Source organism: Shewanella sp. H8 (genome assembly GCF_040285065.1).
Lineage (GTDB): Bacteria > Pseudomonadota > Gammaproteobacteria > Enterobacterales > Shewanellaceae > Shewanella > Shewanella polaris.
In genome coordinates, this window is sequence record NZ_CP157213.1 from 3,530,053 (window position 1) to 3,556,474 (window position 26,422).

20 protein-coding genes are annotated in these 26,422 nt (G+C 39.4%); 12 read left to right on the forward strand and 8 right to left on the reverse strand.

Annotated elements, in window-relative coordinates; translation table 11 throughout:
• Position 1 precedes the first annotated feature (1 nt).
• Together ABIS04_RS15225 and ABIS04_RS15230 are read left to right on the forward strand one after the other, a co-directional pair.
• Positions 2–487, forward strand: a complete 486-nt coding sequence (locus ABIS04_RS15225) for a YfiR family protein (RefSeq protein ID WP_350431603.1) — start codon at positions 2–4, stop codon at positions 485–487.
• Positions 488–491: 4 nt separating this feature from the next.
• Entirely contained in the window at positions 492–2,537 is a 2,046-nt protein-coding gene (locus ABIS04_RS15230) for an EAL domain-containing protein (RefSeq protein ID WP_350431605.1), read from the forward strand.
• 229 nt (positions 2,538–2,766) lie between these two features.
• On the opposite strand, the gene ABIS04_RS15235 is transcribed toward ABIS04_RS15230, so the two are convergent.
• Positions 2,767–3,750, reverse strand: a complete 984-nt coding sequence (locus tag ABIS04_RS15235) for an MDR family oxidoreductase (protein ID WP_350431606.1) — start codon at positions 3,748–3,750, stop codon at positions 2,767–2,769.
• Between the two features lie 47 nt (positions 3,751–3,797).
• Positions 3,798–4,430 (reverse strand): TetR/AcrR family transcriptional regulator, encoded by a 633-nt coding sequence (locus ABIS04_RS15240; protein ID WP_371833645.1) that lies wholly within the window; start codon positions 4,428–4,430, stop codon positions 3,798–3,800.
• A gap of 782 nt (positions 4,431–5,212) precedes the next feature.
• Between ABIS04_RS15240 and ABIS04_RS15245 the strand changes: the two genes are divergently transcribed.
• Genes ABIS04_RS15245 through ABIS04_RS15260 form a run of 4 tightly spaced genes read left to right on the forward strand, consistent with a single transcriptional unit; the run spans position 5,213 to position 9,260 of the window.
• Positions 5,213–5,389 (forward strand): hypothetical protein, encoded by a 177-nt coding sequence (locus tag ABIS04_RS15245; RefSeq protein WP_167496042.1) that lies wholly within the window; start codon positions 5,213–5,215, stop codon positions 5,387–5,389.
• Positions 5,390–5,392: 3 nt separating this feature from the next.
• A complete protein-coding gene (gene putP / locus ABIS04_RS15250; RefSeq protein WP_137225832.1) occupies positions 5,393–6,889 on the forward strand; it encodes a sodium/proline symporter PutP in 1,497 nt (498 codons plus the stop codon).
• Between the two features lie 20 nt (positions 6,890–6,909).
• Positions 6,910–8,010: a glutamate 5-kinase gene (gene proB / locus ABIS04_RS15255; RefSeq protein WP_350431608.1), complete on the forward strand. Its 1,101-nt coding sequence runs from the start codon at positions 6,910–6,912 to the stop codon at positions 8,008–8,010.
• Between the two features lie 2 nt (positions 8,011–8,012).
• A complete protein-coding gene (locus tag ABIS04_RS15260; protein ID WP_140235002.1) occupies positions 8,013–9,260 on the forward strand; it encodes a glutamate-5-semialdehyde dehydrogenase in 1,248 nt (415 codons plus the stop codon).
• 186 nt (positions 9,261–9,446) lie between these two features.
• On the opposite strand, the gene ABIS04_RS15265 is transcribed toward ABIS04_RS15260, so the two are convergent.
• On the reverse strand, positions 9,447–9,980 hold the full coding sequence (locus ABIS04_RS15265; protein ID WP_371833646.1) for an NUDIX hydrolase: 534 nt from the start codon (positions 9,978–9,980) through the stop codon (positions 9,447–9,449).
• 500 nt (positions 9,981–10,480) lie between these two features.
• On the opposite strand from ABIS04_RS15265, the gene ABIS04_RS15270 reads away from it, so the two are divergent.
• Positions 10,481–11,662, forward strand: coding sequence for a GGDEF domain-containing protein (locus ABIS04_RS15270; RefSeq protein WP_350431611.1), 1,182 nt, complete (start codon positions 10,481–10,483; stop codon positions 11,660–11,662).
• 57 nt (positions 11,663–11,719) lie between these two features.
• Here the strand turns inward: ABIS04_RS15270 and ABIS04_RS15275 are convergent, their stop codons facing one another.
• Both ABIS04_RS15275 and ABIS04_RS15280 read right to left on the reverse strand, forming a co-directional pair.
• Complete coding sequence (locus ABIS04_RS15275; RefSeq protein ID WP_140235004.1) at positions 11,720–12,955, reverse strand: dicarboxylate/amino acid:cation symporter; 1,236 nt, start codon at positions 12,953–12,955, stop codon at positions 11,720–11,722.
• A gap of 793 nt (positions 12,956–13,748) precedes the next feature.
• Positions 13,749–14,291 (reverse strand): carboxymuconolactone decarboxylase family protein, encoded by a 543-nt coding sequence (locus tag ABIS04_RS15280; protein ID WP_011636227.1) that lies wholly within the window; start codon positions 14,289–14,291, stop codon positions 13,749–13,751.
• 536 nt (positions 14,292–14,827) lie between these two features.
• Here ABIS04_RS15280 and ABIS04_RS15285 point away from each other — a divergent pair.
• Both ABIS04_RS15285 and ABIS04_RS15290 read left to right on the forward strand, forming a co-directional pair.
• Positions 14,828–15,502, forward strand: coding sequence for a PepSY-associated TM helix domain-containing protein (locus tag ABIS04_RS15285; protein WP_350433454.1), 675 nt, complete (start codon positions 14,828–14,830; stop codon positions 15,500–15,502).
• Positions 15,503–15,907 carry a hypothetical protein gene (locus ABIS04_RS15290; protein WP_350431613.1) on the forward strand — a complete coding sequence of 135 codons (405 nt, stop codon included), beginning with the start codon at positions 15,503–15,505 and terminating at the stop codon, positions 15,905–15,907.
• Positions 15,908–15,984: 77 nt separating this feature from the next.
• Here the strand turns inward: ABIS04_RS15290 and ABIS04_RS15295 are convergent, their stop codons facing one another.
• The gene (locus ABIS04_RS15295; RefSeq protein WP_350431614.1) at positions 15,985–17,154 is read right to left on the reverse strand and encodes a lipid-transfer protein; all 1,170 of its coding nucleotides are present in this window, start codon (positions 17,152–17,154) and stop codon (positions 15,985–15,987) included.
• Positions 17,155–17,547: 393 nt separating this feature from the next.
• On the opposite strand from ABIS04_RS15295, the gene ABIS04_RS15300 reads away from it, so the two are divergent.
• On the forward strand, positions 17,548–18,750 hold the full coding sequence (locus tag ABIS04_RS15300; protein ID WP_350431615.1) for an ammonium transporter: 1,203 nt from the start codon (positions 17,548–17,550) through the stop codon (positions 18,748–18,750).
• A 103-nt stretch (positions 18,751–18,853) separates the two neighbouring features.
• Here the strand turns inward: ABIS04_RS15300 and ABIS04_RS15305 are convergent, their stop codons facing one another.
• The gene (locus tag ABIS04_RS15305; protein WP_350431616.1) at positions 18,854–19,102 is read right to left on the reverse strand and encodes a hypothetical protein; all 249 of its coding nucleotides are present in this window, start codon (positions 19,100–19,102) and stop codon (positions 18,854–18,856) included.
• A 426-nt stretch (positions 19,103–19,528) separates the two neighbouring features.
• On the opposite strand from ABIS04_RS15305, the gene ABIS04_RS15310 reads away from it, so the two are divergent.
• Positions 19,529–21,037 (forward strand): CotH kinase family protein, encoded by a 1,509-nt coding sequence (locus tag ABIS04_RS15310; protein WP_350431617.1) that lies wholly within the window; start codon positions 19,529–19,531, stop codon positions 21,035–21,037.
• A 480-nt stretch (positions 21,038–21,517) separates the two neighbouring features.
• Positions 21,518–23,986, forward strand: coding sequence for an EAL domain-containing protein (locus tag ABIS04_RS15315; protein ID WP_350431618.1), 2,469 nt, complete (start codon positions 21,518–21,520; stop codon positions 23,984–23,986).
• 114 nt (positions 23,987–24,100) lie between these two features.
• On the opposite strand, the gene ABIS04_RS15320 is transcribed toward ABIS04_RS15315, so the two are convergent.
• Positions 24,101–26,287, reverse strand: a complete 2,187-nt coding sequence (locus tag ABIS04_RS15320; protein WP_350431619.1) for an OsmC domain/YcaO domain-containing protein — start codon at positions 26,285–26,287, stop codon at positions 24,101–24,103.
• Positions 26,288–26,422: the final 135 nt, after the last annotated feature.

The window sequence follows — 26,422 nt, forward strand, 5'->3', positions numbered from 1 at the left end:
TTTGCTTATAATAAGCCAGAGCGCGAGTGCTATTGAAAAAGAATATGCACTTAAAGCAGGCTTTTTATTTAACTTTGCTCGCTACGGTGAATGGAATAACCACTCAAATACCGCAACCTCGTTTACACTGTGTAGCCCTGATAGCAGCTTTATTAATACATCACGAACCGTGCTAAGTGGTAGGAAAGTCAATAAGCTGCCAATTAAAAATATCGAGGTCATTCTTACAGAATCAGATCTTACTCTGTGCGATATTTTATTTATCACCGCTGATACTCTAGAGTCTTGGCAGCAATCGAATAACAAACACCTTTCAGATGTGATGATCGTCGGTGAAACTGACAACTTTATTCAACAAGGTGGACATATTCGTTTCTTTTTATCCGGAGGAAAAATACGTTTTGAAGTCTCACCCGACAGATTAACACTGTCAGGCATTACAATGAGCTCAAAAGTATTACGCCTAGGACGAGTAGTAAATGATTAATTCTATGAAACGATTATTCACTCTTAATACTATTAGTAAAAAACTTCAGTTTATTTTAATGAGTGTTGCCGTCATTTCGACACTTGTTGTGACGTTAATATTCAGCGCTTTCGAACTGTCATCAGCCAAAAAAGAACAAATTGAAAGCCTTCAAAGCTTATCGCAAATGTTATCCCCAAACATCACCGCAGCCATACTTTTTGATGATCAAGATGCAATCCAAGAACTGATTAATCCGATCTTGTTAAGATCCGATGTCTTATCAGTATCTGTAACCAGTGCAGAAGGTGCTGTTTTAGCGCAAGCATTATCACAAAGCCCTTCTGTTATCCTTATTGATAGAGACCTCCATAACATCACTCAAGTGATTACTCCATTAACACTCGATAACCAACATTACGGTGAATTGCAGATTTCAGTCGATGACAGTTTGCTCATCGAGCGGGTGACATTTTATGGTCAGTTTATTGTGTTAATCCTGCTTTCGTCCTTTGTTGCCAGTTTCTTTTTGTCTTTATTTTTACGGCGCAAGTTTTTAAGTCCTATGTTATACCTTGCTAAAATTTCGCAAAAAATTACAAAATCACAAGATTACAGTTTACGTGCCCAAGTACAATCTCAAGACGAAATAGGCCAATTAACCACATGTTTTAATAGCATGTTAGAAAATATTGAGCAGCGTGAGAGTTCGCTTGAAAGTGAAGTACAACTGCGTACTAAAGAACTCGAAAATGCCAATATTCAATTACACGAATATGCTTATCAAGATGGATTAACTCTGCTACCGAATCGACGTTTTTTCTATGAAAAACTTCAGTCACTCATTGATACTGACGACATGGTTTTTGCATTGATTTTTATTGATCTCGATGGCTTTAAAGAGGTGAACGATTCCTTAGGCCATGAATATGGGGATCTGCTACTTCATCAAGTTGCGAACCGTTTACGTGGATGCGTTCGAGATCATGATACTGTTGCGCGCCTAGGCGGAGATGAGTTTACCTTAATTCTTGAAGATGTTAGTGACTTAAAACACGCAGCCACAATTGCTGAAAAGGTGAAAAGTAGCCTCATGCAATGCATTAGCATCAAAGAGGTACAAGTCAATGTGACAGGGAGTATCGGGCTTACTTTCTATCCTGGTGATGGTCAAAATGTTGAGGAATTAGTCAAACATGCCGATCAAGCAATGTACTTGTCTAAAAGCAAAGGGCGCAATCGATATGAATTTTTCTCTCATGCTATTGAAGAACAAGCGATTGAAAAACGTCGACTTATCGAAGAAATCCGCATCGCACTTAAACTCGGTCAATTTGTATTGTTTTATCAACCCATTTTTGACCAATGTGGCATTAATGCAACCAAAGCAGAAGCACTCATTCGTTGGAACCATCCACAGCGCGGTCTTATTGGCCCTAATGAGTTTATTCCAGTTGCCGAAGAAAATGGCTTAATCGAAGATATAGGTAACTGGGTTAGAGGTCAGGCTATTGAAGATGCGGCCTATTTTTATCAATTGTCGGGCAAAAAAATGCAAGTGAGTGTCAATACCTCACCGCTGCAAATTGATCATGACGGTTTGTGGGTTGATGAATGGATATTAGCGTGCAATAAACATGACCTCCCCCGCGATACCATGATTATCGAAGTAACAGAAAACACCTTAATGGATCCTGACTCACCTGTTCAACAGCAAATGCAACGACTCAACCATTATGGTATTGATATCGCCATCGATGATTTTGGGGTCGGATATTCATCATTAGCTTATTTACAGCGACTCGATATTGATATTTTAAAAATTGACCGCTCGTTTATTAAACATATGGATACTAATGAAAGTAGCATCGCATTAGTGCGGGCAATTATCACTATGGCACATAATTTAAAGGTTAAAGTAGTGGCAGAGGGCGTTGAAACGGAAGGCCAGCATCAACTATTAAAACAATTATCCTGTGACTACTTACAAGGGTATTTATTTGCTAAACCTATGCCGTCAAAAGATTTTATTGACCAATATGTCACACCAACCCTACTTGTCACAGAGTAATAAAACAACTCACAAATAGTAATACAAAAATAGTTTTTTGAGTCTGATAAGTTGGCATTTAACTTCGAATGAAGACATTCACTAAGCTTGCAGTGGTAAAAAATTATCGTGCCAATTTGCTGTCATAATGTACTAGAAGACGCTGAAAATAAAGCTAATAAATTCATCAGCCTGCTACACGCAGACCGACAAAGCTCTTTAGATAAATATCTTATATAAAACCATTTGATTAACGATTTACATCAACAACTACACGGCCACGAACCTTACCAGCTAACAAATCACTCGCCACATCAATCGCTTCAGTCAAACTAATTTCATGGACTATGTCGTCGAAAACACTAACGTCAAGGATCTCGCTTAGACGCTTCCATGCCTCAATACGGTCAGCTAAAGGTCGCATGACACTGTCAACTCCGGCTAGGGTCACGTAACGTAAAATAAACGGCGCAACGCTGGCAGGGAAATCCATTCCTTGCGCTAAACCACAAGCGGCAACAGTACCGCCATACTGGGTACTGGCACACACATTGGCTAAAGTATGGCTGCCGACAGAATCAACAGCACCAGCCCAACGTTCTTTGGCCAAAGGTCGACCTGGTTCTGATAATGTTGCACGATCGATAACGTCCTTAGCGCCTAATTTTCTTAGGTAGTCACTTTCATCCATTCGGCCAGTAGAAGCTACAACGTGATATCCTAACTTAGCTAAAATAGCTATCGCAAAACTGCCAACACCGCCGTTTGCTCCAGTAACTAACACCTCTCCCTTATCTGGCGTTACGCCATTTTTTTCAAGAGCCATCACACATAACATTGCGGTATACCCTGCTGTGCCTATCGCCATAGCTTGTTGTGGTGAAAATGCTTGTGGTAATGGAATAAGCCATTCACTTTTTAAACGCGCCTTAGTCGCCAAACCACCACAATGAGTTTCGCCCACCCCAAAACCATTTAATAAGACCTTATCGCCTGCGGAAAACTTATCACTATCGCTTTGTTCGACAACGCCCACTAAATCAATTCCTGGCACCATAGGGAATGTTCTCACAACAGGTGCTTTACCTGTAATCGCTAGAGCGTCTTTATAATTAAGCGTGCTGTAAAGTACTTTTACTGTGACATCACCTTCAGGTAGCACACTTTCATCAATGCTTTGCACTGTGGCGCGGTAACCTTGGTCATCTTTCTCAATCAATATGCCGTTAAACATCGTATGCTCCTATTTTAGACTAATCGTCTATTAATGATTAAAAAATTTTATTTCGGAAGTCCTGCTATAAAATACTTATAATAGTTTTCGAGTGGTAACTCATTTTGTACTAACTTAGCGCGGCTTACCGCCCCTTCCCAACCGACCCAAAAGTTTTCGGCCAAGAGATCGCAATCAGCAGTTGCAGATATTTGACCCAATAATTGCGCATCATTAAGACAACGTGCCATGCAAGCTTGCCAGCTTAAAAAGATCTCGATTATCTGTGGTCTAAAACTGTCTGGTAAGATCCCCACCTCTTGACCTAAATTTCCCACTAAACAACCGCGTTTGAATTGGTATCGAATCATTCCCGCTTTAGCGTCTTCCACAAAATGCCTAATTCGCGTTAACGGCAAATAAGTTTCATCAAATAAATGGGTTTCAAGTTTATGTAAAAAGTATTGAGCATAGTTTTGCAATACAACTTGGCCAAACGCTTCTTTACTCGCGAAATAATGATAAAAAGAACCTTTTGGCACTCCCACCTTTTTTAAAATTGCGTCAATGCCTGATGAAGCAAAACCTTGCTCAGTTAGCTGTTCGAGGCCACTACGGATAAGCTCTGCCCGAGTATCAGGATTATCTCGTGATACTTTAGGTGGCCGTCCACGACGAGGTTTAGGTGTTAATAGAGTGATTTCGTGAGTCGTTGATTTATTCATAACTAACATATTAGACCGAACGTCTAATTAAATACAATGCCATTATGATTAAATCATAACTTGAAATCCATTTAGCAAACTGTCTGCTAAATCACTATAGCGTTGAAACCGTAACTATGACGTCTTTTCTAAGTAATTTGACACTATAAAGTATGAAAATCCCGTGTTGAAAATAACTATTCCATATATGCATTGTGAAAATAAAATCACTTGATCGTACTCACTTAAACATAACCACTTGAACACAAAACATTTGAATTCAAATTATTTGAACTGTAACCACTTAACTAAAGACAGCTTATTCAACAACACAAAATAAATGACTTTACCCTTCCATTTAGCAGCATAGTTGTAACGTTTAAATTGCATAATAAATAAATCCTATATCATTGGCTAAGCAGATAACCATTTAAAAATATCATTTTACACCATACAAAATATACACAAAAACCTTAAGACTTAATAACTTAAAAGATAATCCGTTCGAAATATATCATATCCCGCAAATGATAATGACAATTGATTCTGACCTAATCAACCAATGTTCAGTAAACATAAAACACATAATAGACAGCACAGCCATATAAAGTTAAATAGTTGTTAAAAAACACTTAAAAGCGCTTCAATTGATATTCGATTGGAAATTTTACCCCAAATGATGTTAATATAGTTAGACCACTAACTAGTTTGGTGGTTTTTTATTGCTAATTATAAATGAATTAACAATAAACCGATTAGCCCGAACCCAGGAGGACAATATGTCAACAGACACGTCTAGCGAAGAAAATCTCATAACCACAGTGTGGAGCACCGCTACATTAAAGCTGAAAGAAGCTTCACAATTATTTTGTTTGTGCGCCCTTTTAAGCACCTATCTCTTTGTCATGTTGAAACCTAAAGGGATTCAAAATCACAAAGCGTTAGGAGGAAAATAATTAATGCATTACTTAACCTATGTCTCATTGGCAATATATTTCCTAGTAATGTTAGGCATTGGATTGTTTGCTTATAAACAATCAACAAGCGATGTATCGGGTTATATTTTAGGTGGACGTAAAGTCAGCCCACAAGTTACCGCACTGTCAGCCGGTGCATCCGACATGAGCGGCTGGATGCTTATGGGCTTACCTGGAGCCATGTTCTTAGTCGGCTTCGAAACCATCTACATTGCGATTGGCCTATTAGCGGGGGCATTGGTTAATTATCTGATCGTGGCACCTAAATTACGGGTTTATACTGAAGTCGCGGGTGACTCCCTAACGATCCCTGAGTTTTTTGCTAAACGCTTCCACGCACCTAACAGTAATGTGCGGATTATCGCGGCTGTGATCATTGTGATCTTCTTTACCTTATATACCTCGGCAGGATTAGTGGCTGGAGGGAAATTATTTGTCTCTGCATTTGATTTAAATTATGAACTTGGGCTCGTGATCACCCTAGGTGTGGTTGTGTCTTATACTCTACTCGGTGGTTTTTTAGCCGTCAGTATGACTGACTTTGTTCAAGGCTGTATCATGTTTGTTGCCCTGATTCTGGTACCCGTTGTGGCATATCAAGAGTTTAGCAGTGCTGATAAAATGATGGGCTTTGCTTATGAGTCGATCCCACATTTTTCTGATGCGATGAAAAATGTCACTCTACTTGGATTGATTTCAAGTCTTTCTTGGGGATTAGGTTATTTTGGTCAGCCACATATTATTGTGCGCTTTATGGCTATCCGCTCGGTTTCTGATATCAAAGCTGCACGAAGAATTGGCATGAGCTGGATGACAGTCACCATTACTGGTGCGCTGGCAACAGGTCTAGTGGGTATTGCCTACGCCAATAAATTCGACATGACAATAAGCGATCCTGAAACCATCTTTATTGTATTTTCTGAATTATTGTTCCATCCACTGATCAGTGGTTTCCTCTTAGCTGCCATTTTAGCCGCTATTATGAGCACGATTTCTTCACAGTTATTAGTGTCGTCAAGTTCATTGACCGAAGACATTTATCGAGTTATTTCGAAAAAAGAGTCAACTGAGAAAGAAATGGTCAGAATGGGACGATATGGTGTAGCCGGTGTCGGTATTGTCGCCAGCTTACTGGCGCTAGATCGCTCAAATAGCATTTTATCGATAGTCAGCAATGCATGGGCTGGATTTGGTGCGGCCTTTGGTCCACTGGTACTGTGTTGCCTATATAAAAAGAACCTGACACATAAAGCCGCTGTTGCGGGTATTATATCGGGTGCAGTGACCGTATTGTTTTGGATTTACGCGCCAGTTTTAGCAGATGGAAAAGCGTTAACCACCGTAATGTACGAAATGATCCCCGGCTTTATTGTCAGCAGTGTGGTGATTTTTATTACCAGTGCACTGGATGCCGACCCTTGCCATAAAACCGTTAAGACTTTTGATAAAGCCAATCGTGTTTTAGCCGAGGAACTATAATGAAGGAGGATATTTACACTATGTCAACTTCACATTGGAAGCGCATTGTCGTTAAAGTGGGAAGCGCATTAATTGCGCCCCATCAACAAGGTTGTAGCAGTCATTATTTATTAGGTATTGCACAGTTTATCGCTACTTGTCGTGCTCAAGGGTGCCAAGTTGTATTGGTATCTTCAGGCTCAGTAGCCGCAGGAAAACATCGATTCCCTGATACGGCAGAGCCGAACATTTCACTTAAAAAAGCCATGGCAGCTGCAGGTCAAGCAGATATGATGGCCACTTGGGATAAGTTGTTTGATTTCCCTTCGGCCCAGCTATTACTTACTCATGGTGATTTACGTGACCGCGATCGTTATATCAGTATTAAAAATACCATTTTTACTCTGTTAGACAATGGCTTGCTGCCCATTATTAACGAGAATGATGCTGTTACCGCCGCTAAGTTACGTGTGGGTGATAATGATAATTTATCAGCCATGGTTGCAGCAGCTGCTGATGCGGATGCGCTAATTATCTGCTCTGATGTAAAAGGGCTTTATACTAAAAACCCTAATTTACATGAAGATGCCACACTGATTAAACAAGTTAGTGAAATAAATGCTGACATCTATGCGATGGCTGGCGGAGCCACTAGTAGCGTAGGTACTGGCGGTATGCTAACCAAGATAGAAGCAGCTGAAAAAGCAATTTCACACGGAATTGAAACCATGATTGTTGATGGTTTTGACGCGGATACTTTTAATCAACTGTTAAAAGGCCAGAATCCGGGCACGTTATTCAAACCATATGACGTACCAATGAAAGACCTTTTGCATTGGATGACTCATACATCACAGATTCAAGGTGAGTTAATTGTCGAAAATGACTTTAGCGCAGACCTTGAAGAACATGATACCCAACTGACCAGTGACGATGTAGTAGCCGTAAGAGGCAACTTTTCCGTCGGCGATACTGTTTTAGTGCGCAAAGGCGATGGCACTAAATTGGCAAAAGCCAAATCAAACTACAGTAGTTGTTTATTACATTTTATTGCAGATCAAGAAGATCGTGAATTTGCCAACAATGCCCAGCAAAAAACGGGCCCACTGATCTCTGACAAAAACATCGCCATTTTGGAGTAAAAATGAGTTTAATTAAAGACTTATCGCAAGCCGCAGCTACAGCTGCACAAACTCTAGCCATTTTAGATGAAAAAGTTAAAAATACCATTTTGCTTGATATGGCCCGCGCGCTTCGTGCTCATAGTGACGATATCATCAAAGCAAATTTATTAGATCTAGATCATGCCGAAAAAGCTGACTTAGGCGCGGCAATGATAGACAGACTGACACTGACAACAGAGCGTATTGAATCAATGGCTGCAGGCATTGAAACCGTTGCATCGTTACCTGATCCAGTCGGTATGATCCGTGAAATATGCCAACGACCAAATGGTCTTAATATTCAAAAAATGCGCGTACCTTTAGGGGTCGTTTGCATGATTTATGAAGCACGCCCAAATGTTACCGCCGATGCAGGTGCTTTGTGCTTTAAATCAGGTAATGCAGTGATACTGCGTGGTGGTAAAGAAGCATTGAACTCAAGTAAAATTATTGCTTCTATTTTACAAAATGTACTGCAAGCATATCAGCTACCACCAGCGCTGATTACTGTCATACCAGATCCAGATCGCGCTTTAATGCTAGAACTTATGCAGCAACGTGACTTTATTGACGTTATTATTCCACGCGGTGGAGAAGGCTTAATTAACTTTGTTACTGATAACAGTAAAATTCCTGTTATTCAACATTTTAAAGGTGTTTGTCATTTGTACGTTGATAAAGATGCTGATCTCGATATTGCGATGTCTTTATTACTCAACGGTAAAACCCAGCGAACTGGAGTATGTAATGCCCTAGAGGGATTACTGGTACATCAGGACGTAGCAGCCACATTTTTACCAAAAGTGGCGGCCGAGTTAGCTGCACATAAAGTACGTATTAATGTTAGTAAAAATGCCCAACAATACTTTGAGCATGCCAACGTTATTAGCGATGATGATTTTGGTCAAGAATATTTAGATTTAGAAATTGCGATTCGACAAGTCACTGATTTTGATCACGCTATTAATCATATTCGCCGTTTTGGTAGTCATCATACTGAAGTGATTTGTACCCAAAACGACACAACAGCTACGCGCTTTCAGCGCACGGTAGATGCTTCTGTCGTCATGGTTAATGCATCATCACGTTTTTCTGATGGCAGTGAATTGGGTCTAGGCGCTGAAATTGGTATTGCCACCAGCAAATTGCATGCATATGGTCCAATGGGTCTTGAGTCACTAACCACTGAAAAATACTTAGTCAGCGGTGAAGGTCAAGTGCGCGCTTAATCAAAAAGCATTATGAATAAGGGGCCAAGCGAAAGCAGTGGCCCTTTTTTGTGTGGTCAGTCCTAATTATTTTTATACTAATTACCTTTATACTAATAAATGACTAAGTAACCTTAACCATATAGAACGAATATACATTAATGTCTATTTGATTTAACACTGACACCACTTCAACAAACATTACGCTTAACTTAATAATTCTTGTTTAACCAATTTTAAGAGATAGGTTTCTCGCTCTATCGACGAGCCTTTTTTATTGCTGTTGGCTATGGTATCTAGGTTGTGCTGAATAGCCTCATCAATATCAACCCAAATTGGCATCATGCCATTACTTATCTCGTGAGCTTCAAATTGGGTTTCACCTAATTCACTAGCAATATCACAGGTGAAACAGTACGACAGCATATTAACCAAGGTATAACCATCTCGCAGCCATGGTCTATACTCTTCATATAGCCCAAACGGCACGATATTACTGATAGCCTTCGCCCCGGTTTCTTCTTGCAGTTCACGGATTAAACCATGCTCAATCGACTCGCCCGCATCGACGCCGCCACCTGGCAATGAATAGTCATGATAACGTTGGGTATAAAGCATCAATATTTGTTTACCACGCATGACTATGCCCCGAGTAGCTAGCCGAATTAGCATTGTTTGTTGATTCGCTACAACAACATCTTTTGGAGTGTTGATATGATAATGAGTGATTAAATGGCGCATTGCAGAGGAGCTCATCGTAATAAAAATTCGCATGATACGTTGCCCAAATACATGCATCAAGTTTATCGCATAAAATCAACAGAGTGCTGGGTGTACATACCGGTACAAAATAATGCTTTGTGATATTGGTAGGAAAAACCAACAATGTATGCCAAGTTTTGGCAACATTCATGACAACATACCGTATAACATCTTTATCATGCTTGAAGAAAACTGGAAATATAAGCGTTAACAAAAATAATCCTAAAGCAAGGTAACCCAAGGCACTTGTTATAGTGTATTAGCTCCGATGCATTAACACTAATAAGTAAAAACCAGTAATCGACAATAAACAGACACATCTTATGAGTCTAATCTCCGTGACATAGGCGGCTATAGATTGGTTTTTAAATTACGATTTAGCTTATTACCTATAACTAACATTATATAACTAGCATGATAAAATGCTATTGACGATCTCCCCCTCATTATGTGAGCGGATAAACTACGGATTAGATTTTATGCTGAAATTTTGGTACAAAGAATTCTCTCAATATCCGCCTGATCATCCGGATTACTGGCGCATCCGGTTTATTGGTCACTCACTGCTAATTACAACTATATACTTCGCCATTCTCACTGTAATCAATTTAGTGTATTTTTCAGGATCCATGTACGCATTGTTAGATGCTTTTGGCTTGGTACTTTCTCTGGGAATTTACTACCGATTTTGCCAAACAGGACATGTAAAGATAACCGCTTGGGCTACCACTCTCATGCTAACGAGTTTAATCATGTTGTTTGTGATTTCAACCAAGGGTTATGTCCATTCACTCCTATGGGCAACCCTAATTCCGCCGTTTTGTTTTTTTCTTATCGGTCGAACATGGGGCACATATATTTCATCCCTGTGCTTTAGCATATGTGTTTTTATGGTTTACCTGCAAACGAAAGATCCCCAACAGGTTACGTTTGGAATTGGTGCATTACTTAACGTGATTGAAGTGTGTATTGCGCAAATTTTGTTATTTAGATTTTATGAGAAAACACGTTTCTCTGCCTATCAAAAACTGGCAATACGTAATTTAGAAATTCAAAAAATGGCTGAAATAGACAAACTTACTGGATTATATAACCGTGAAAAACTTGATGAAGTACTCAACACGTTATTAACCACATCAGCGGCAAATACCGATACAATCAACCCCTTGATTGACACAGAAGATGCCTCTTCTTCAATGGCAATTGGTCAACTTTTTAATGGCAACATAATAGATAAAAAGATATCAACAAAGCCTGATCTGTCGTCTCCTAGCCTGCATCCTATTTCGATTGTTATTATCGACATCGATCATTTTAAGCGAATTAATGACAATCACGGTCATTTGGTCGGCGATAAAGTATTGTGTGAACTGGCACAATTACTTCAAAGTAAAATGCGTAATGATGACTTATTAACGCGGTGGGGAGGAGAAGAGTTTGTGATTATTTTACCTAACACATCGTTGGCAGATGCCACCGAATTAACGGAAAGATTACGGTTTTATATTGCCAAGCAAAACATTCAAAACATGGCGCTTACAATCAGTTTAGGTGTCACTCAATATTACCCGGAAGACAATGCCCACAGTCTGTTAGAACGAGCCGACAAAGCCTTATATCAGGCAAAATCACAAGGACGAAATTGTGTTGCTGTAGCCTAAAATATACCACACCAGAACTCAACGCCATGCAGTGGTATCAGTCAGTTAGGTTTATATCTAATCTAACCTAACAAGTTCGCTATCAGGTATTTTTGCAGCATAATGTTTACCATTAATGCGCTCAATAATTTGCGTCGCGGTTAAATCATGCACAACATTTATCACGGTTGAAGCAGCATCCGTTATCGCACCAATCACCACTAAAATGGGGATCACTTCCATTGGCAGCCCTAGGGTGGTGACAATAAAAATTTCACCTAAAAATGCCCCACCTGGCACACCACCAATAACAAATGCCGATAACACCGAAATCAAAATGGTCAGCATAAATACGTCTGTCGTAAAGTCTAACCCTAGCAAAGAATAAATGAACACTATCTTTAACGCCGTTATCGCAGCGGCACCACCTTTGTTTAGATTAACCAGCAGTGGCAAGCTAATCTCGGCAATTTGTTCATTTAGCCCCATTTTCGCGGCGCTACTAATCGTCACGGGTAAGGACGCTAATGACGAACTGGTCCCTAATGCAGTCACGGCAGGTTCGAGCATATGTTGCCAAAACAACTTAACGCCTTTTACACCACCACCAATCCAAGCATATAAGGTGGATCCTAAAGTAAGATACAACGCCATGGCGACAAAAAACAGCCCCACAGCACGAGCAAACGTGCCCATCAGTTCCGAGTCTTGACTGGCCATTGTGGCTGCAAAATAAGCACCAAGGCCGATGGGAGCCACATGCATTAGGATTGATATCACTTTCATGATGACAGTATTTAAACTGTCTAGCATCCGGCTGACTCTCTGGCCATCTTCACCAGACTGACCAATCGCCACCCCACTAATTACTGACATAATAATTAAGGCTAAAATATTGGATTTAGATAATAAACCAACAAAATCATTGGTGGTTAATAAGCTGACAAAATCCATACTGCCTGAAGTAGCTTCAACACTATTGGCTAAGTCTAATGTCACCCCTTGTGCTGGATCATAAGCTAACGCTAGCAATACCACACCTACCGAAGGGATAATGGCCATCACAATTGACACGCCCATTATCGATACCAATATCGCACCCAATTTTTTTAAATCTGTCATGTGGGCAATCGATGACATCACACTTACTGCCACCAATGGCACGATAATCATAAACAGTAAATTAAGAAATATCTGTCCTATTGGTTTAAGTTTGATGGCCCATTCAGGAAATAGCCCACCAAACAAACCGCCAACTAAGAGGGCGCTAAGTAAAATAATGGACGAACGATAAGCACGTAGACTGCTCAACATATAATTTCCTAAAGACAGTTAGACAAAAAATGAGCAATGCCATGTACAGGATTCAGTAATAAAAAGTGCACATGGAACAACAAGTTGTACAGCTACAAAATATCACACATGACCAATGTGATACTAATCACAAAAATTCACTTAGCTTAATCATTTACGTAAATTCCAATGATGAGATTTTCAGACTATCTAACAACCATAGACTTTATTTCCGTGCCAGACACTTATCTCATGGAATAGGCAAAATCAAACTGAGTAATACTTTGCATCACATCTTGGTCATCGTCACGATATATTCAAGTTAACTGAATATCCATAGTTCAGCTAACTTGGAGGATAAATTCACGTGATCGACAAGACTTCTTATTGAGTGACTAGGGCCTGTTAACCTTTGCTGGTTAAATTTTGTTCGAGATAAAAACGTTTTAATCGAGGCGAGTGAATTGCTGCCTAACAATCTAAGCTGCTATCACGTCAAAAAGATGCTCTCAACAAAGAGTAAAACGTTTTTAGCCGAACCCTTCGGGCAGCGTTTGTTGGTCATTTTTACTGCGTTATCGACTTTTTATGTAGAATAACTACACCACAAAGTCTCTTCCTTGTACAAATGACCAACAATTCACTGCAAAAACAACCTTGAAAGAACAACAGGCCCTAAGACACGAGTTTATAGGTAGCAGTAATATGTACAACACCTTTAATCTCCGGTAAAAAAATACCAATGTTGCGTTAACACAAACATTGGTATTGGGGAGTAATTACTGCCGCTTGCAATAATTAGCAAGCTGTCATATTACCAAGCAAACTTTTTAAATACATCATCAACGGGTGTTTTGGCAACATGGTTAGTGTAGTTACTGATCACTTTTTGCGATAAGCCTAAAATGATTTCTAACACCTGCTGTTGGCCATAACCTGCGGCATAAAATGCTGCTAGTTCTGCTTCAGAAATGTTACCGCGGTTACGTACGATACTTAATGTCGCATCTTGTAACGCTTGTAATTTTGCAGTTGGCATCGCCGCTTTATTACGCAATGCTTCAGTTAACGCTGGGTCCACTTTCATTGAATGTGCAATACCTGTATGTGCTGGTACACAATAGCCACATTCGTGTTCAACGTTTATTGTTTGCCATACAACCGTTAGCTCTTCAGGGTTAAATGATGTGTCTAAAAAAGCCTGATGTAACTGTTGGTAAGCTTGCAACGTGCTTGGAGATTCTGCCAACACGCCAAATAAGTTAGGTACCATGCCCATTTGCTTTTTAGCGCCTTCTAACATTGCTTTGCTGTCTTCTGGTGCTGTGTCTACAGTGTGAATAGTAAATGCAGTCATAATATCCTCTCTTCTAGATAAATAAATTTAGGAGTGTTGCGTTTCGAATTGATACCACTATAAATCAATTTGAACGTTCGCTCAAGTTTATTTTGAGTAGTTGTTCAAATTGATTGTTATTATGCAAATTTACACTAGAGAATATTGTTTATTATCAAAATAGTATGAGTTTTAAAAAATATAAAATAATCACTTAACTCATCCGTTAATGCTAATCCTACTAGCCACTTGAACATTTCAAGTGCCAGTTATTGAGGCATCTAGAAATGCGTAGCGACGGCTCTAATAGGGTGAAGTACGATCTAATTAATAACAATCCCAGAATAAAGCACTTACGCCAAAACGATATTTAAACGATAAAATGGGTTTATCCCCCACATCTTTACACTTCTTTAATTGAACAAATAATTGAGATTAATTATCATTACTGCAAGTTTGTAGATTTGTATTAACTTTTATAAAAAATAATAAAATCAGCAGGTTTAACACTTTAATTGCAATACTGCATGGCATAATTTGAGCAAACAAAAATGAACATGGTTTCGACATTAAAATGGTTTCACAACTGGGTAGGTTTTTTTATTAGCATCACCATGTTAATAGTACTTACCACTGGAGTATATCTCGGTAGCGTTGATTTACTCAATCGCCTAGACAGTAAAGATCAAACATACTCTCCAATCACACTTGAACAAAAAGCCGATACTGTTGCGAGTGTATTTGAGCGCTATCCCGACATGAGTACTGTTCGCTTTCCAACAGAACACACCCCATATATTCAAGCTAGCACTCGTGGTAAATCAATTGCATTGGACAAAGAGTTAAATGAACTGTCGAGTAGCTCCTCTTTCGATTTACCTGGATATAGCACGGTATTTTGGTTGCATCGAAATTTTCTCATCGACAATGGTGGTAAATACATTAATGCATGGGCATCGCTTGCGGGGGGCATCGTAACCTTAATTGGCATTTACCTGTGGTGGCGAGTGCGTAATGGATTTAGATTAAAACAAAGTATTCCTAAAAATACCCGCTCAAGCAGTTTACTTAAAAGCCACATTCAACTGGGATTATTTATTTCAGTACCATTGTTTATATTGTGTATCAGCGGATTTTTAATCACTTACAACAGCTTATGGACAGGTGTTCTTAAGCAAGATGCCGCCAACGAACAGACACGAACTTATGCTGTCAGCCAACCAAGTCATTGATTGAGCCAGCTAAGCAACGCACAACAAATTTGGCCAGACGCAGAGCTTGTATCAGTGAGTAAACCACGCTCTAAGCCCAATAAAGACCAACAAGCAGAAACAGATAAACCACAAGACCTTGTGTACAGTATTCAATTCGATGAACATCAGGGCGTGTGGTTAAGAGAAGCGGATCGCATCAACATGAATTATCAACAAGGAACGATTGAGTCCGTAATCAAACACAGTGACCGACCTTTATCAGCTAAAATTGCCAGTTTTGTTCGGCCTCTACACGATGGACTGTACATGCCAGCAAGCTATGTAATGTTGATTACCTTGGTGTCACTCATTGGCACATTGATTTTATCATTCAGTGTGGTGACCTTTTACCGACGTACTTTTAGTCGCAAAAAAGCCAGTTAACGAACAGCCCACCATGTTGCGCTATAATTCCTTCATACATCGACGGCAATGTAGCGTAGCATGAAATCAAACCGTTGTTAAACACCATATAATGTCACTACCACAGCACCGCCTAATCCGACATTGTGTTGCAACGCTAATTTGGCGTTATCCACTTGTCTACTCCCGGCCTGGCCGCGTAAATGCCAGGTTAATTCAGTACATTGTGCCAGCCCTGTTGCACCAATGGGGTGGCCTTTAGACATCAGCCCACCCGAAGGTCCAATGACAAATTGACCACCATAAGTGTTGTCACCATTGGCAATCAATTCAGCGGCACCGCCCTCAGGGCAAAGGCCCAACGCCTCGTAAGTAATCACTTCATTTGGGGTAAAACAATCATGTAACTCAATCACATCGATATCATTTGGACCAATCCCTGCCTCGCAGTAAACTTGTTCGGCAGCCTGTTGCGTCATGTCTTTACCAACGGCATAGATTGGGTCTTGCCACGATTGCTCGGTATCTGTTGCCATTGCCTGCGCAATAATATGTACTTTAGAGGTAATACCATGTTTCCTGGCAAACGGTTCACTGCACACAATCGTTGCTGCTGCGCCACAAGTAGGTGGGCATGCCATAAGTCGAGTTAAATAATGATCATAAATAACTTTATCATCAAGCACTTGTTGGTAAGTTAATGGTTTTGAAAACATCGAATATGGATTTTGTAATGCATGACGACGCGATTTTTCTGCCACCTTGGCAAAGATATCGGCGCCTACATGATACTTATCCATATAATGTCGGCCTGCAGCACCAAAAGCACGTAATGCAATCGGGCCTTGCGGGGCATTAAACTGTTTTAACACTGGCTCAATCCGCTCAAAAGGGCTTTCTCTATCAGTCCAATGTGATCCCAATGCACCAGGCTGCATTTCTTCGAATCCAAATGCTAACGCGCAATCAACTTGTCCTGACAATATTGCTTGGCGCGCTAGAAATAACGCTGTCGAGCCGCTAGAACAATTATTATTAACATTGATAATTGGAATACCGCTTTGGATCACATCGTAAAATGCATGCTGTGCACAGGTGCTGTCACCATAGATATATGCACCATAAGCTTGCTGAATCAATTTTGCTTCAAGCCCTGCATCAGTTAATGCCAACTTAATCGCTTTAGCCGCCATCGCGCGGTAGGGTTCATGATTACCCGGTTTGCAAAAAGGGATCATCCCAACCCCCGCTACTCTTACCAATGTCATATTATTCCCGTTATTAAGTTTGTCATTTCTAGTTTTTGTTAATAGGAAGTGGGATATTCACAGATTATGCGCCCTACTTTACTTGAACAATATTATCTTAATAGCAACTGTTAACATAAAGTTAATTCACACCGTGTACAACGCACCAAAGGAAAGCGCAAGCGCACCAATATGGAACACAAATATCTAAGCCCTCAATTTTCACCATCACTCCCTGTGTTGGCTTAATTTTCAATTGCACTAACATCGAACATTTACGAGATCATTTCAGCAACATTTTCATGAGTTTGCACCAAACAGGTTCAAAAAGTGATAACAAAGTAACGATTTAGGAATGACTTTTGCTTTATAACAGTATGAATTGTAGAAGAGAATCGCTTTGTGGGTACTGAAATGAATAATATTAGTGATGCTATTGGCGTTATTGCACAAAGTGCAAACACCCTGTTTATCTTACTTGGTGCAATTATGGTTTTAGCCATGCACGCTGGCTTTGCATTTTTAGAAATGGGCACGGTAAGACATAAAAACCAAGTCAACGCCTTAGTGAAAATTCTGACTGACTTTGCTTTTTCTGCCATGGCCTACTTTGTCATTGGCTACCAAATAGCTTATGGCAACCACTTCTTTGTCAGCGCAGAAAGCTTGGCCACCGATAATGGCTATCAACTGGTTAAATTTTTCTTTTTACTGACCTTTGCAGCAGCCATTCCAGCAATAGTATCTGGTGGTATTGCAGAACGCGGCAGCTTTAGACCTTTTTTACTGGCATCGGCATTAATTGTTGCCTTCATATACCCTTTGTTTGAAGGGATTATGTGGAATGGTAACTTTGGTTTTCAGGCGTGGCTAGAAAGCCAATTTGGCGCCCAATTTCATGATTTTGCCGGTTCTGTTGTAGTACATGCCATGGGTGGGTGGTTAGCTTTAGTCGCCATCTATTTATTAGGCCCTCGACGCGGTCGTAAACCTGGTATTGCGTTTGCTCCATCGAACATCCCGTTTCTTGCACTAGGCTCTTGGGTGCTTATTGTCGGTTGGTTTGGTTTTAATGTCATGTCAGCACAAACCCTCGACGGCATTAGCGGCTTAGTTGCGGTGAACAGTTTAATGGCTATGGTCGGCGGTACTATTGTGGCGCTTGTTGCCGGTAAAAATGACCCTGGTTTTATTCATAACGGCCCTCTTGCTGGTTTAGTGGCTGTGTGTGCGGGTTCTGACTTAATGCATCCTGTTGGTGCATTTGTTGTTGGTGGAGTGGCCGGTGGATTATTTGTATGGGTTTACACCAAGTTACAGCGTAGCAATAAGATAGATGATGTACTCGGTGTATGGCCATTACACGGCTTATGCGGTGTATGGGGCGGTATAGCTGCGGGGATTTTTGGTCAACAAGCCTTAGGCGGTCTTGGCGGAGTCAGCTTTTTGTCGCAACTCATTGGTAGTATTGCCGGGGTAGCGGTTGCATTAATTGGCGGTATGATCGTTTATGGTTTAGTTAATAAAATATCAAGTTTACGCTTAAGCCAAGAAGATGAGTTTATTGGCGCGGATTTAGCAATTCACAAAATTGGTTCAACCAATTCAGACAAGTAGCTGAATGAATTAATATCGATAAATAAATTCTCAAAAATCTCCAGTAAACTAAGGGCAGGAAATGTATTTCTGCCCTTGTTGAGTTTACCGATAATTTTGGAGGTTAATGCTTGGGTTTTACCCCATTCTTCACCATATCCTTGCCGCTTTCAAAGATTTCAGCTGTAACTCCACGCGCCAATAACAACTTATGATTATAACCAAACACCGCAACAAAATGACTACCATCAGCATTATTGGTTGCCAAGCCAACCCCAGCTACGCCCTCTAAGCCTAAACCACCCTTTTCGACTATCAACAAAAAACGCTCTAATTCAGCTAGATTGTCGATTACATCATTTTCAACATTCATTTATACCCCCAATAGGTTTCATACCTAAGTAAGCGTTAACTTATTATTGAGAAGGATTATATCATTGTAAATTTATAAGGTACCACTGCATATCACCACAATAATTTTTTACACTCCCTCCCGTAGCCCCTAACACCAACAATACCTACATTCTAGTTTGAAGCGGTAGTATTATTCCAACTCATCAACAACAGCAAAACAAGAACAAATCAGACATACCAATTTACCGGACATACAACCAACCAAAAAGCACCTAACTAAAATACAGCGATCATCATTGAGTTAAGAGCTAATAGGATCAAAATCGTACTTTTATCTACTTGCTAGTTTCTTCCACTAATACTGCACATCTTCTGCACTTTTTTTCGATAACATCCTCGTAACGGTTTTACATTTGCAATTACCCCTTAATGCTAGGAGAGCCCAATGTTTTCCATCAATAACTTACATAATACCCATCGGCTGTTTCGCCTGCCGATAATGCTATTACTTATCATCACATTTAGTTGTGTATTTATGCTCACTGGCTGTGGTAGTGACAGTGATAGCACTTCAGATGTAACTGAAACAGCCACCAGTACAGATACTGATACCGACACAAGTACAGATACAGATACAGATACCGAAGATGTAGTCACAGATGCGGATTTTGAAGCTACCGATTGGACAGACGAAACTCACAGTAAAAATGTCGACCCTAACTTTACCGAAGTATTTAATGATACTGAAGTTAAACGATTCGATATCGTCGTGACTGAAGAGCGCTGGCAAAGCATGTTAGATGACATGACATCACTCTATGGCGAATTTGGAAAAACCACATCCAACAGCTTAAACGATACCGATGAAGATCCTATTTTTGTACCTGCTGAAGTATTTTATAACGACACTGAATGGTATCGAGTGGGAATTCGCTTTAAAGGTAACTCATCACTGCAAACCAGTTGGCAACAAGGTATTTTAAAACTCGCCTTTAAACTCGACTTTGACGAATATGAAGATGATTATCCGCAAATTAAAAATCAACGATTTTATGGCTTTAAAAAATTCAGTTTGAAAAACAACTTTAATGATGAGTCAATGCTACGAGAAAAAGTCGCCGCAGATGTATTTGAAGATGCAGGTTTAGCTGTCTCTCATACCGGCTTTTACACCTTATATGTCGACCATGGTGATGGCCCAGAATATTTTGGTTTATATACCCTAGTTGAAGAAGTTGACGACACCTTAATTGATACTCAATTCTCCAGTGATGACGGTAACTTATACAAACCTGAAGATGATGGAGCGACTTTTGTAGACGGTTCATTTAGCCAAGACGATTTTGAAAAGAAAACTAACGAGGACGACGAAGATTGGTCTGATATCCTTGCTCTATTCACAGCTTTACATGATGAAGATACGGCCAGTAGCGACCCAGAAACATGGCGTGCAAATCTTGAAGCCGTATTTGATGTTGATGTATTTTTAAAATATTTAGCCGTCAATGGCATTATTCAAAACTGGGACACTTACGGCATAATGCCACACAACTACTATTTATATAATAATCCTGAAACATCACAACTGACATGGATCCCATGGGACAACAACGAAGCCTTGCAAGACGGTAAACAAAGTGGCGCTTTAGCCTTAGATTTTTCTGATTTAAACTCTAATAGCTGGCCTCTCATTGCAAAAATTTACGCAGATGATGAATACCGAGACCGCTACAACCAATATGTACTCGAAGTCATCGGTGATGCATTCGAAACAAATAAAATGCAAGCCAACTATAATACATATTCAGCGCTTATTGCCCCATACGCTACCACAGAAGTATCAGGCTACAGTTTCTTAGAAAACAGTGATGATTTTTATGATGCTATCGATGAGCTTTTAGAGCACGCCGAAGACAGAGCCACAGCGGTAGACAGTTACTTAGACAAACAATAGCTCAAAAAAAAGCTCAAAAAATTGTTTAAATAGAAAACACCTACAATCTACGCTCGATATAACAAAAAAAGGTCATTTATTACAACATAAATGGCCTTTTTTATCTCTATAGTACGCAGTCATGCACGACTTCCTCATTAATATCATGCCCCTATGGGACAATGCCCATCTACTTACCAATAGCCAAAGGTAATACGAATCGTGCACCTATAAATTGCAAATTATCATTCATGACACAAAAACATTGCACTTGATGAAAACTGCGCACCAATAAATTATAAGTACTATTATTTAAACCAAATCAACATGGTTAAACACCATTAGTGCTACGGCAAAATGAACGTAAAGTATACAGATCGATAAATAATCAGCTATGATTAATCATTAGACATATACAGAAAATAAATGTCTAAAAAACGATCTCTACTGGATTGTTTTTATACACAATTCAAGCAGTAAAAAGGAATTTACTAAGCTTTCATGATGATTTTAAACGATAAAAAGTTAGTTAACCTAATAAAGTACACACCAAGTATTGTCGTTGGCTTTTTCGCGATTACTGTCAATATTATCATTATTAAAGACAATCAAGATAAAGCCCGTGAAAGTATCAAATCCCTTCGTGAAGACATTATTGAAACAAATAAAAATGCCGTAAAACAATCAACTAACAAAGCATCGAATTATATTATTTATAAAAAAGAAATGGTCATAGATGGGCTTAAAACGCTGTCTCAACAACGTGTAAATGAAGCATATGCAATAGCAACAAACATCTACAACAACAACCAAAACAAACCCCAAACGGCGGTGACAAAATTAATCACTGATGCGTTACGCCCTATCCGATTTTATGAAGGGAGAGGTTACTTTTTTATCTTTCAAATGAATGGTATTAATGTCTTGCATGGACTTAAACCCGAGCTTGAAGGAAGCTCTGCTTGGGATGCTAAAGACCTACGGGGATCATACATTTTAAGAGAGCATATAAACTTAATTAAGCAGCAAAATGGAGAAGCTTTTTATCACTGGTGGTACCCAAAACCCGGAGAAGCTTTAAAAAAAGAATATGAAAAAATTGGCTTTGGAAAGTATTTCGCCCCCTATGATTGGTTCATTGGAACTGGTGAGTATATTTCTGATATTGAAAACGATTTAAAAATATCATTGTTGAAATCTGTTATTGACTTTGAACACTTTGAAAATGAAAACTTATTTATTATCGACGACCAAGGCAACTTACTTGCTAATGAAAGCAAGGATACTCAATTAGCATTCCTGATCAATTCAAATTCTACGATAACTGAAAAGATTGCCACTAAAGCCCAACTAGAAGGCAATTTTATCACCTTAAATGATGCAACCCTTAACGAGGACGGCAATGACAGAACAGAGATAGGCTACATAAGGCGAATTAAAGATTGGAATTGGATCGTAGGATCGTATTTTAATTCAAGCAATGTGAATAACTACATCAAAATAAAACAACAAGAAACAAACTCACTCAATCAGAAAAAATTATTTAACATCATATTATTAAGTATTTTCTCAACATTATTTATGGTGGGGATTTCGCTCATAGTAAGCAACTTAATTGCTAGACGTTTCCATCGAATTGAACATAATATCCATGCATTAGAAGCCTCAAAAAGCAAACTCCACCACATGGCTTTACATGATGCGTTAACAGGGCTACCTAATCGAATATTGTTACTCGAAAAAATTTATGAAGGCATAGAATCAGCAGATATTCACCATCAACAAGTCGCTATTGTATTTATCGATATTGATGACTTTAAAAAGGTCAATGATTGTCATGGTCATTCCGCAGGTGATGAGTTATTAATATCAATTTGCGAAAAATTTAAACATGCTTTTGAGTCAAAAGACACCATATCGCGCTTTGGTGGTGATGAATTTGTCTTTTGCTTTCCGCAGCTCAATAATCTCAATGAAGCCTACCTAAAAGTGGCCCAAATACAGCAATTATTTGATGAGAAATTTATTGTCAATGGCCGAGAGATCATGACCCAATGTAGCATTGGAGTCAGCATGTACCCTTCTGATGATAGCCAACCTGAAGGCCTTATCCGTAAAGCTGACATCGTACTCTACAAATCTAAAGCAGAACTTAAAGGTAGTGCGACTTTTTATAACTATCAGTTGAATGAACAAATTCAATATAAATATTTGCTAGAAGCAGAGCTTAGAGTAGCGCTCGAAAATGAAGAGATATTCCTTCTTTATCAGCCACAAATAGACACCAAAACACAACAGATAATTGCCGTAGAAGCACTTGCAAGGTGGGAACATCCAAAACTGGGATCTATTTCACCCGATGACTTTATCTGCATAGCTGAAGAAATTGGGATCATTAAAGAAATTGGCCTATTTGTATTTCGCCAAGCCTGTACAGATATATTAAGTGTGTCCCCAGCAGGTAAAAAGGCTATTAATGTTTCGATTAATATTTCTCAAAAACAGTTAATGTCACCAGACTTTATTGAATCAATTACACAGACAACAGATGAAATAGGGATTGAACGACACCGAATAACCTTAGAAATCACCGAAAATGTCATGCTGAATGAGCTTGAAAAAACATATGACATATTAACTGAATTAAAAAAACGCTCGTTCTGCATCTCACTAGATGACTTCGGCACCGGATATTCATCATTAAGTTATTTGAATATGCTACCTTTTGATGAAGTTAAAATAGACCGCTGTTTTGTAAATAACATTACTATCAGTAAGCAAAGTAAGGCCCTCATCAAATCAATTTTAGCTATCAGTGATGCATACGGAATGATAACCGTCGCTGAAGGTGTTGAAAAGAAGGAACAACTTACCATGCTGCATTCTCTTGGCTGCAATTTAATCCAAGGCTACTATTTTGATAAACCTTTGACGTTATCTACACTGCACAATACTTATTTAATGCAGTAAGCATTTGATCTGAACTCGTCGTCAATCATGGTCATGAAATCTGGCTAACTTCCTCTAACAAAAAAAGCGAACCATCAGGTTCGCTCTTAGAGATATTTCAAGCGGATGTATTACTTATATTCCAGCTTTAATTTTACGCGCTTGGTGCAGTTTCTTGTAACTTTCAATCAAACGTAGATGCGGCTCGATACCTTCTAAATTCATGCTGGTTTTGCTCAGGCCATAAAAACGCACCGAGCCATTAATCGAACCTACCACATTGTCCATCACATCTTTACCGAACATACGGTTAAAGTTGCCAATAAAGTGCTCAAGCTCTAAATCCTCATCTAACGTCACCTCTAATACTGCGTTCACAGCTTGATAGAATAAACCTCTTTGCACAGTATTGTCGTTAAACTGCAAGAACTCTCCGACTAACTCAATGGCATCTTCATGGGCTCCTAACGCGAGGTAAATCAAGATTTTCAATTCGATAATAGTTAATTGGCCCCAAACAGTGTTTTCGTCGAACACAATGCCGATTAAAGTGCGAATATCGGTATGGTTATCTAATTGGCTTTCTTCTAAGCGATTAACTAGCTTACCTAACGCTTTAGTGCTTAATGAATGCAGGTTTAAAATGTCTTCACGATAGTTTAAGGCTTTATTGGTATTGTCCCAAATCAAGTCATCAACTGGATACACTTCAGAATATTCAGGCACTAAAATACGACAAGCAGACGCTCCTAAATTAGTAAATTCGGCAATATACACTTCTTTGCCCATGGCTTCTAAGATACCGAATAAACCGCTGGCTTCTTCTTCACTAGTGCCAGTAAAATCCCATTCACAGAATTCATAATCAAACTTACTACTAAAGAAGCGCCAAGAGATAACCCCTGTTGAATCGATAAAGTGCTCAACAAAGTTTTCTGGTTCAGTTACTGCCATGCTGTTAAACGTTGGCTTTGGCACATCGTTTAAGCCTTCAAAACTGCGACCTTGTAATAACTCGGTTAAGCTGCGCTCTAATGCCACTTCAAAGCTAGGATGTGCACCAAACGAGGCAAAGACACCACCGGTACGAGGGTTCATCAAGGTTACGCACATGACAGGGAATTGGCCGCCTAATGAAGCATCTTTCACTACAATAGGGAACCCCTGTTCTTCAAGCCCTTTAATACCCGCTAAAATACTTGGGTATTTCTCTAGTACCGCCATTGGCACATCAGGAAGCACTATTTCTTGTTCAATGATTTGACGTTTTACCGCACGCTCAAAAATTTCAGATAAACACTGAACATGGGCTTCTTGCAAGTTATTACCTGCACTCATCCCATTACTTAAAAACAAATTTTCAATAAGGTTCGACGGAAAATAAACTGTTTCACCATCAGATTGGCGCGTGTACGGAATAGTACAAATACCACGATCTTTATTGCCAGAATTAGTATCAATTAGATGCGAGCCACATAACTCTTCATCGGGGTTATAAATATCTAAGCAATAGTCATCTAAAATGCCTGAAGGTAACGAATCATTACCTTCGAGTGCAAACCATTTTTCATTTGGATAATGTACAAACTCGCTATTTGCGATTTCAGTACCAAAGAATTGATCATTATAAAAAAAGTTATTATTGAGACGCTCAATGAACTCACCTAATGCTGAACATAATGCGCTTTCTTTAGTGGCACCTTTACCGTTAGTAAAACACATTGGTGATGCAGCATCACGGATATGCAAAGACCAAACGTTTGGCACAATGTTTCGCCAAGAGGAGATTTCAATCTTCATCCCAAGATCAGCTAATAGGCCAGTCATGTTTTTGATGGTTTGTTCAAGCGGTAAGTCTTTACCCAAGATAAAAGTATTCTCATCACCTTGAGGTTGCCCCATCAACATTGCATTGGCATTTGCATCGAGGTTATCAACGGTTTCAATTTTAAACTCAGGGCCAGTTTGTACCACTTTCTTAACGGTACAACGTTCGATTGAACGTAAAATACCTTGGCGATCTTTATCCGAAATATCTTCTGGTAATTCCACCTGGATTTGAAATATTTGGTTATAGCGGTCTTCAGGATCAACAATATTGTTTTGCGACAACTTGATATTTTCAGTCGAAATATCTCGGGCTTTACAATACACCTTGATAAAGTAAGCCGCACACAGCGCAGACGAAGCTAAGAAATAATCAAAAGGACTAGGAGCTGAACCATCACCTTTATAACGAATAGGTTGATCGGACGTGACGGTAAAGTCGTCAAATTTAGCTTCGAGTCTCAAGTTATCGAGAAAGTTTACTTTGATTTCCATTGAATATATCCACAGTCTTGCGCGACCAAAAGGGCAGCTTGTCTAATTGAGGTGAATTATCGGTGTTTTTGACCCAATAGTCTTGGGTTAATTGCCTTCATGAAGGCATTAAGTGGATTTAGCCGAATAAATAAT

Coding starts and splice junctions, on each gene's coding strand:
- proB (WP_350431608.1), top strand. CDS start 6,910: ATGTCAACTTCACATTGGAAGCGCATTGTCGTTAAAGTGGGAAGCGCA.
- ABIS04_RS15320 (WP_350431619.1), bottom strand. CDS start 26,287: ATGGAAATCAAAGTAAACTTTCTCGATAACTTGAGACTCGAAGCTAAA.
- ABIS04_RS15280 (WP_011636227.1), bottom strand. CDS start 14,291: ATGACTGCATTTACTATTCACACTGTAGACACAGCACCAGAAGACAGC.
- ABIS04_RS15285 (WP_350433454.1), top strand. CDS start 14,828: ATGGTTTCGACATTAAAATGGTTTCACAACTGGGTAGGTTTTTTTATT.
- ABIS04_RS15275 (WP_140235004.1), bottom strand. CDS start 12,955: ATGTTGAGCAGTCTACGTGCTTATCGTTCGTCCATTATTTTACTTAGC.
- ABIS04_RS15300 (WP_350431615.1), top strand. CDS start 17,548: ATGAATAATATTAGTGATGCTATTGGCGTTATTGCACAAAGTGCAAAC.
- putP (WP_137225832.1), top strand. CDS start 5,393: ATGCATTACTTAACCTATGTCTCATTGGCAATATATTTCCTAGTAATG.
- ABIS04_RS15265 (WP_371833646.1), bottom strand. CDS start 9,980: ATGCGCCATTTAATCACTCATTATCATATCAACACTCCAAAAGATGTT.
- ABIS04_RS15260 (WP_140235002.1), top strand. CDS start 8,013: ATGAGTTTAATTAAAGACTTATCGCAAGCCGCAGCTACAGCTGCACAA.
- ABIS04_RS15315 (WP_350431618.1), top strand. CDS start 21,518: ATGATGATTTTAAACGATAAAAAGTTAGTTAACCTAATAAAGTACACA.
- ABIS04_RS15295 (WP_350431614.1), bottom strand. CDS start 17,154: ATGACATTGGTAAGAGTAGCGGGGGTTGGGATGATCCCTTTTTGCAAA.
- ABIS04_RS15235 (WP_350431606.1), bottom strand. CDS start 3,750: ATGTTTAACGGCATATTGATTGAGAAAGATGACCAAGGTTACCGCGCC.
- ABIS04_RS15270 (WP_350431611.1), top strand. CDS start 10,481: ATGCTGAAATTTTGGTACAAAGAATTCTCTCAATATCCGCCTGATCAT.
- ABIS04_RS15305 (WP_350431616.1), bottom strand. CDS start 19,102: ATGAATGTTGAAAATGATGTAATCGACAATCTAGCTGAATTAGAGCGT.
- ABIS04_RS15310 (WP_350431617.1), top strand. CDS start 19,529: ATGTTTTCCATCAATAACTTACATAATACCCATCGGCTGTTTCGCCTG.
- ABIS04_RS15245 (WP_167496042.1), top strand. CDS start 5,213: ATGTCAACAGACACGTCTAGCGAAGAAAATCTCATAACCACAGTGTGG.
- ABIS04_RS15230 (WP_350431605.1), top strand. CDS start 492: ATGAAACGATTATTCACTCTTAATACTATTAGTAAAAAACTTCAGTTT.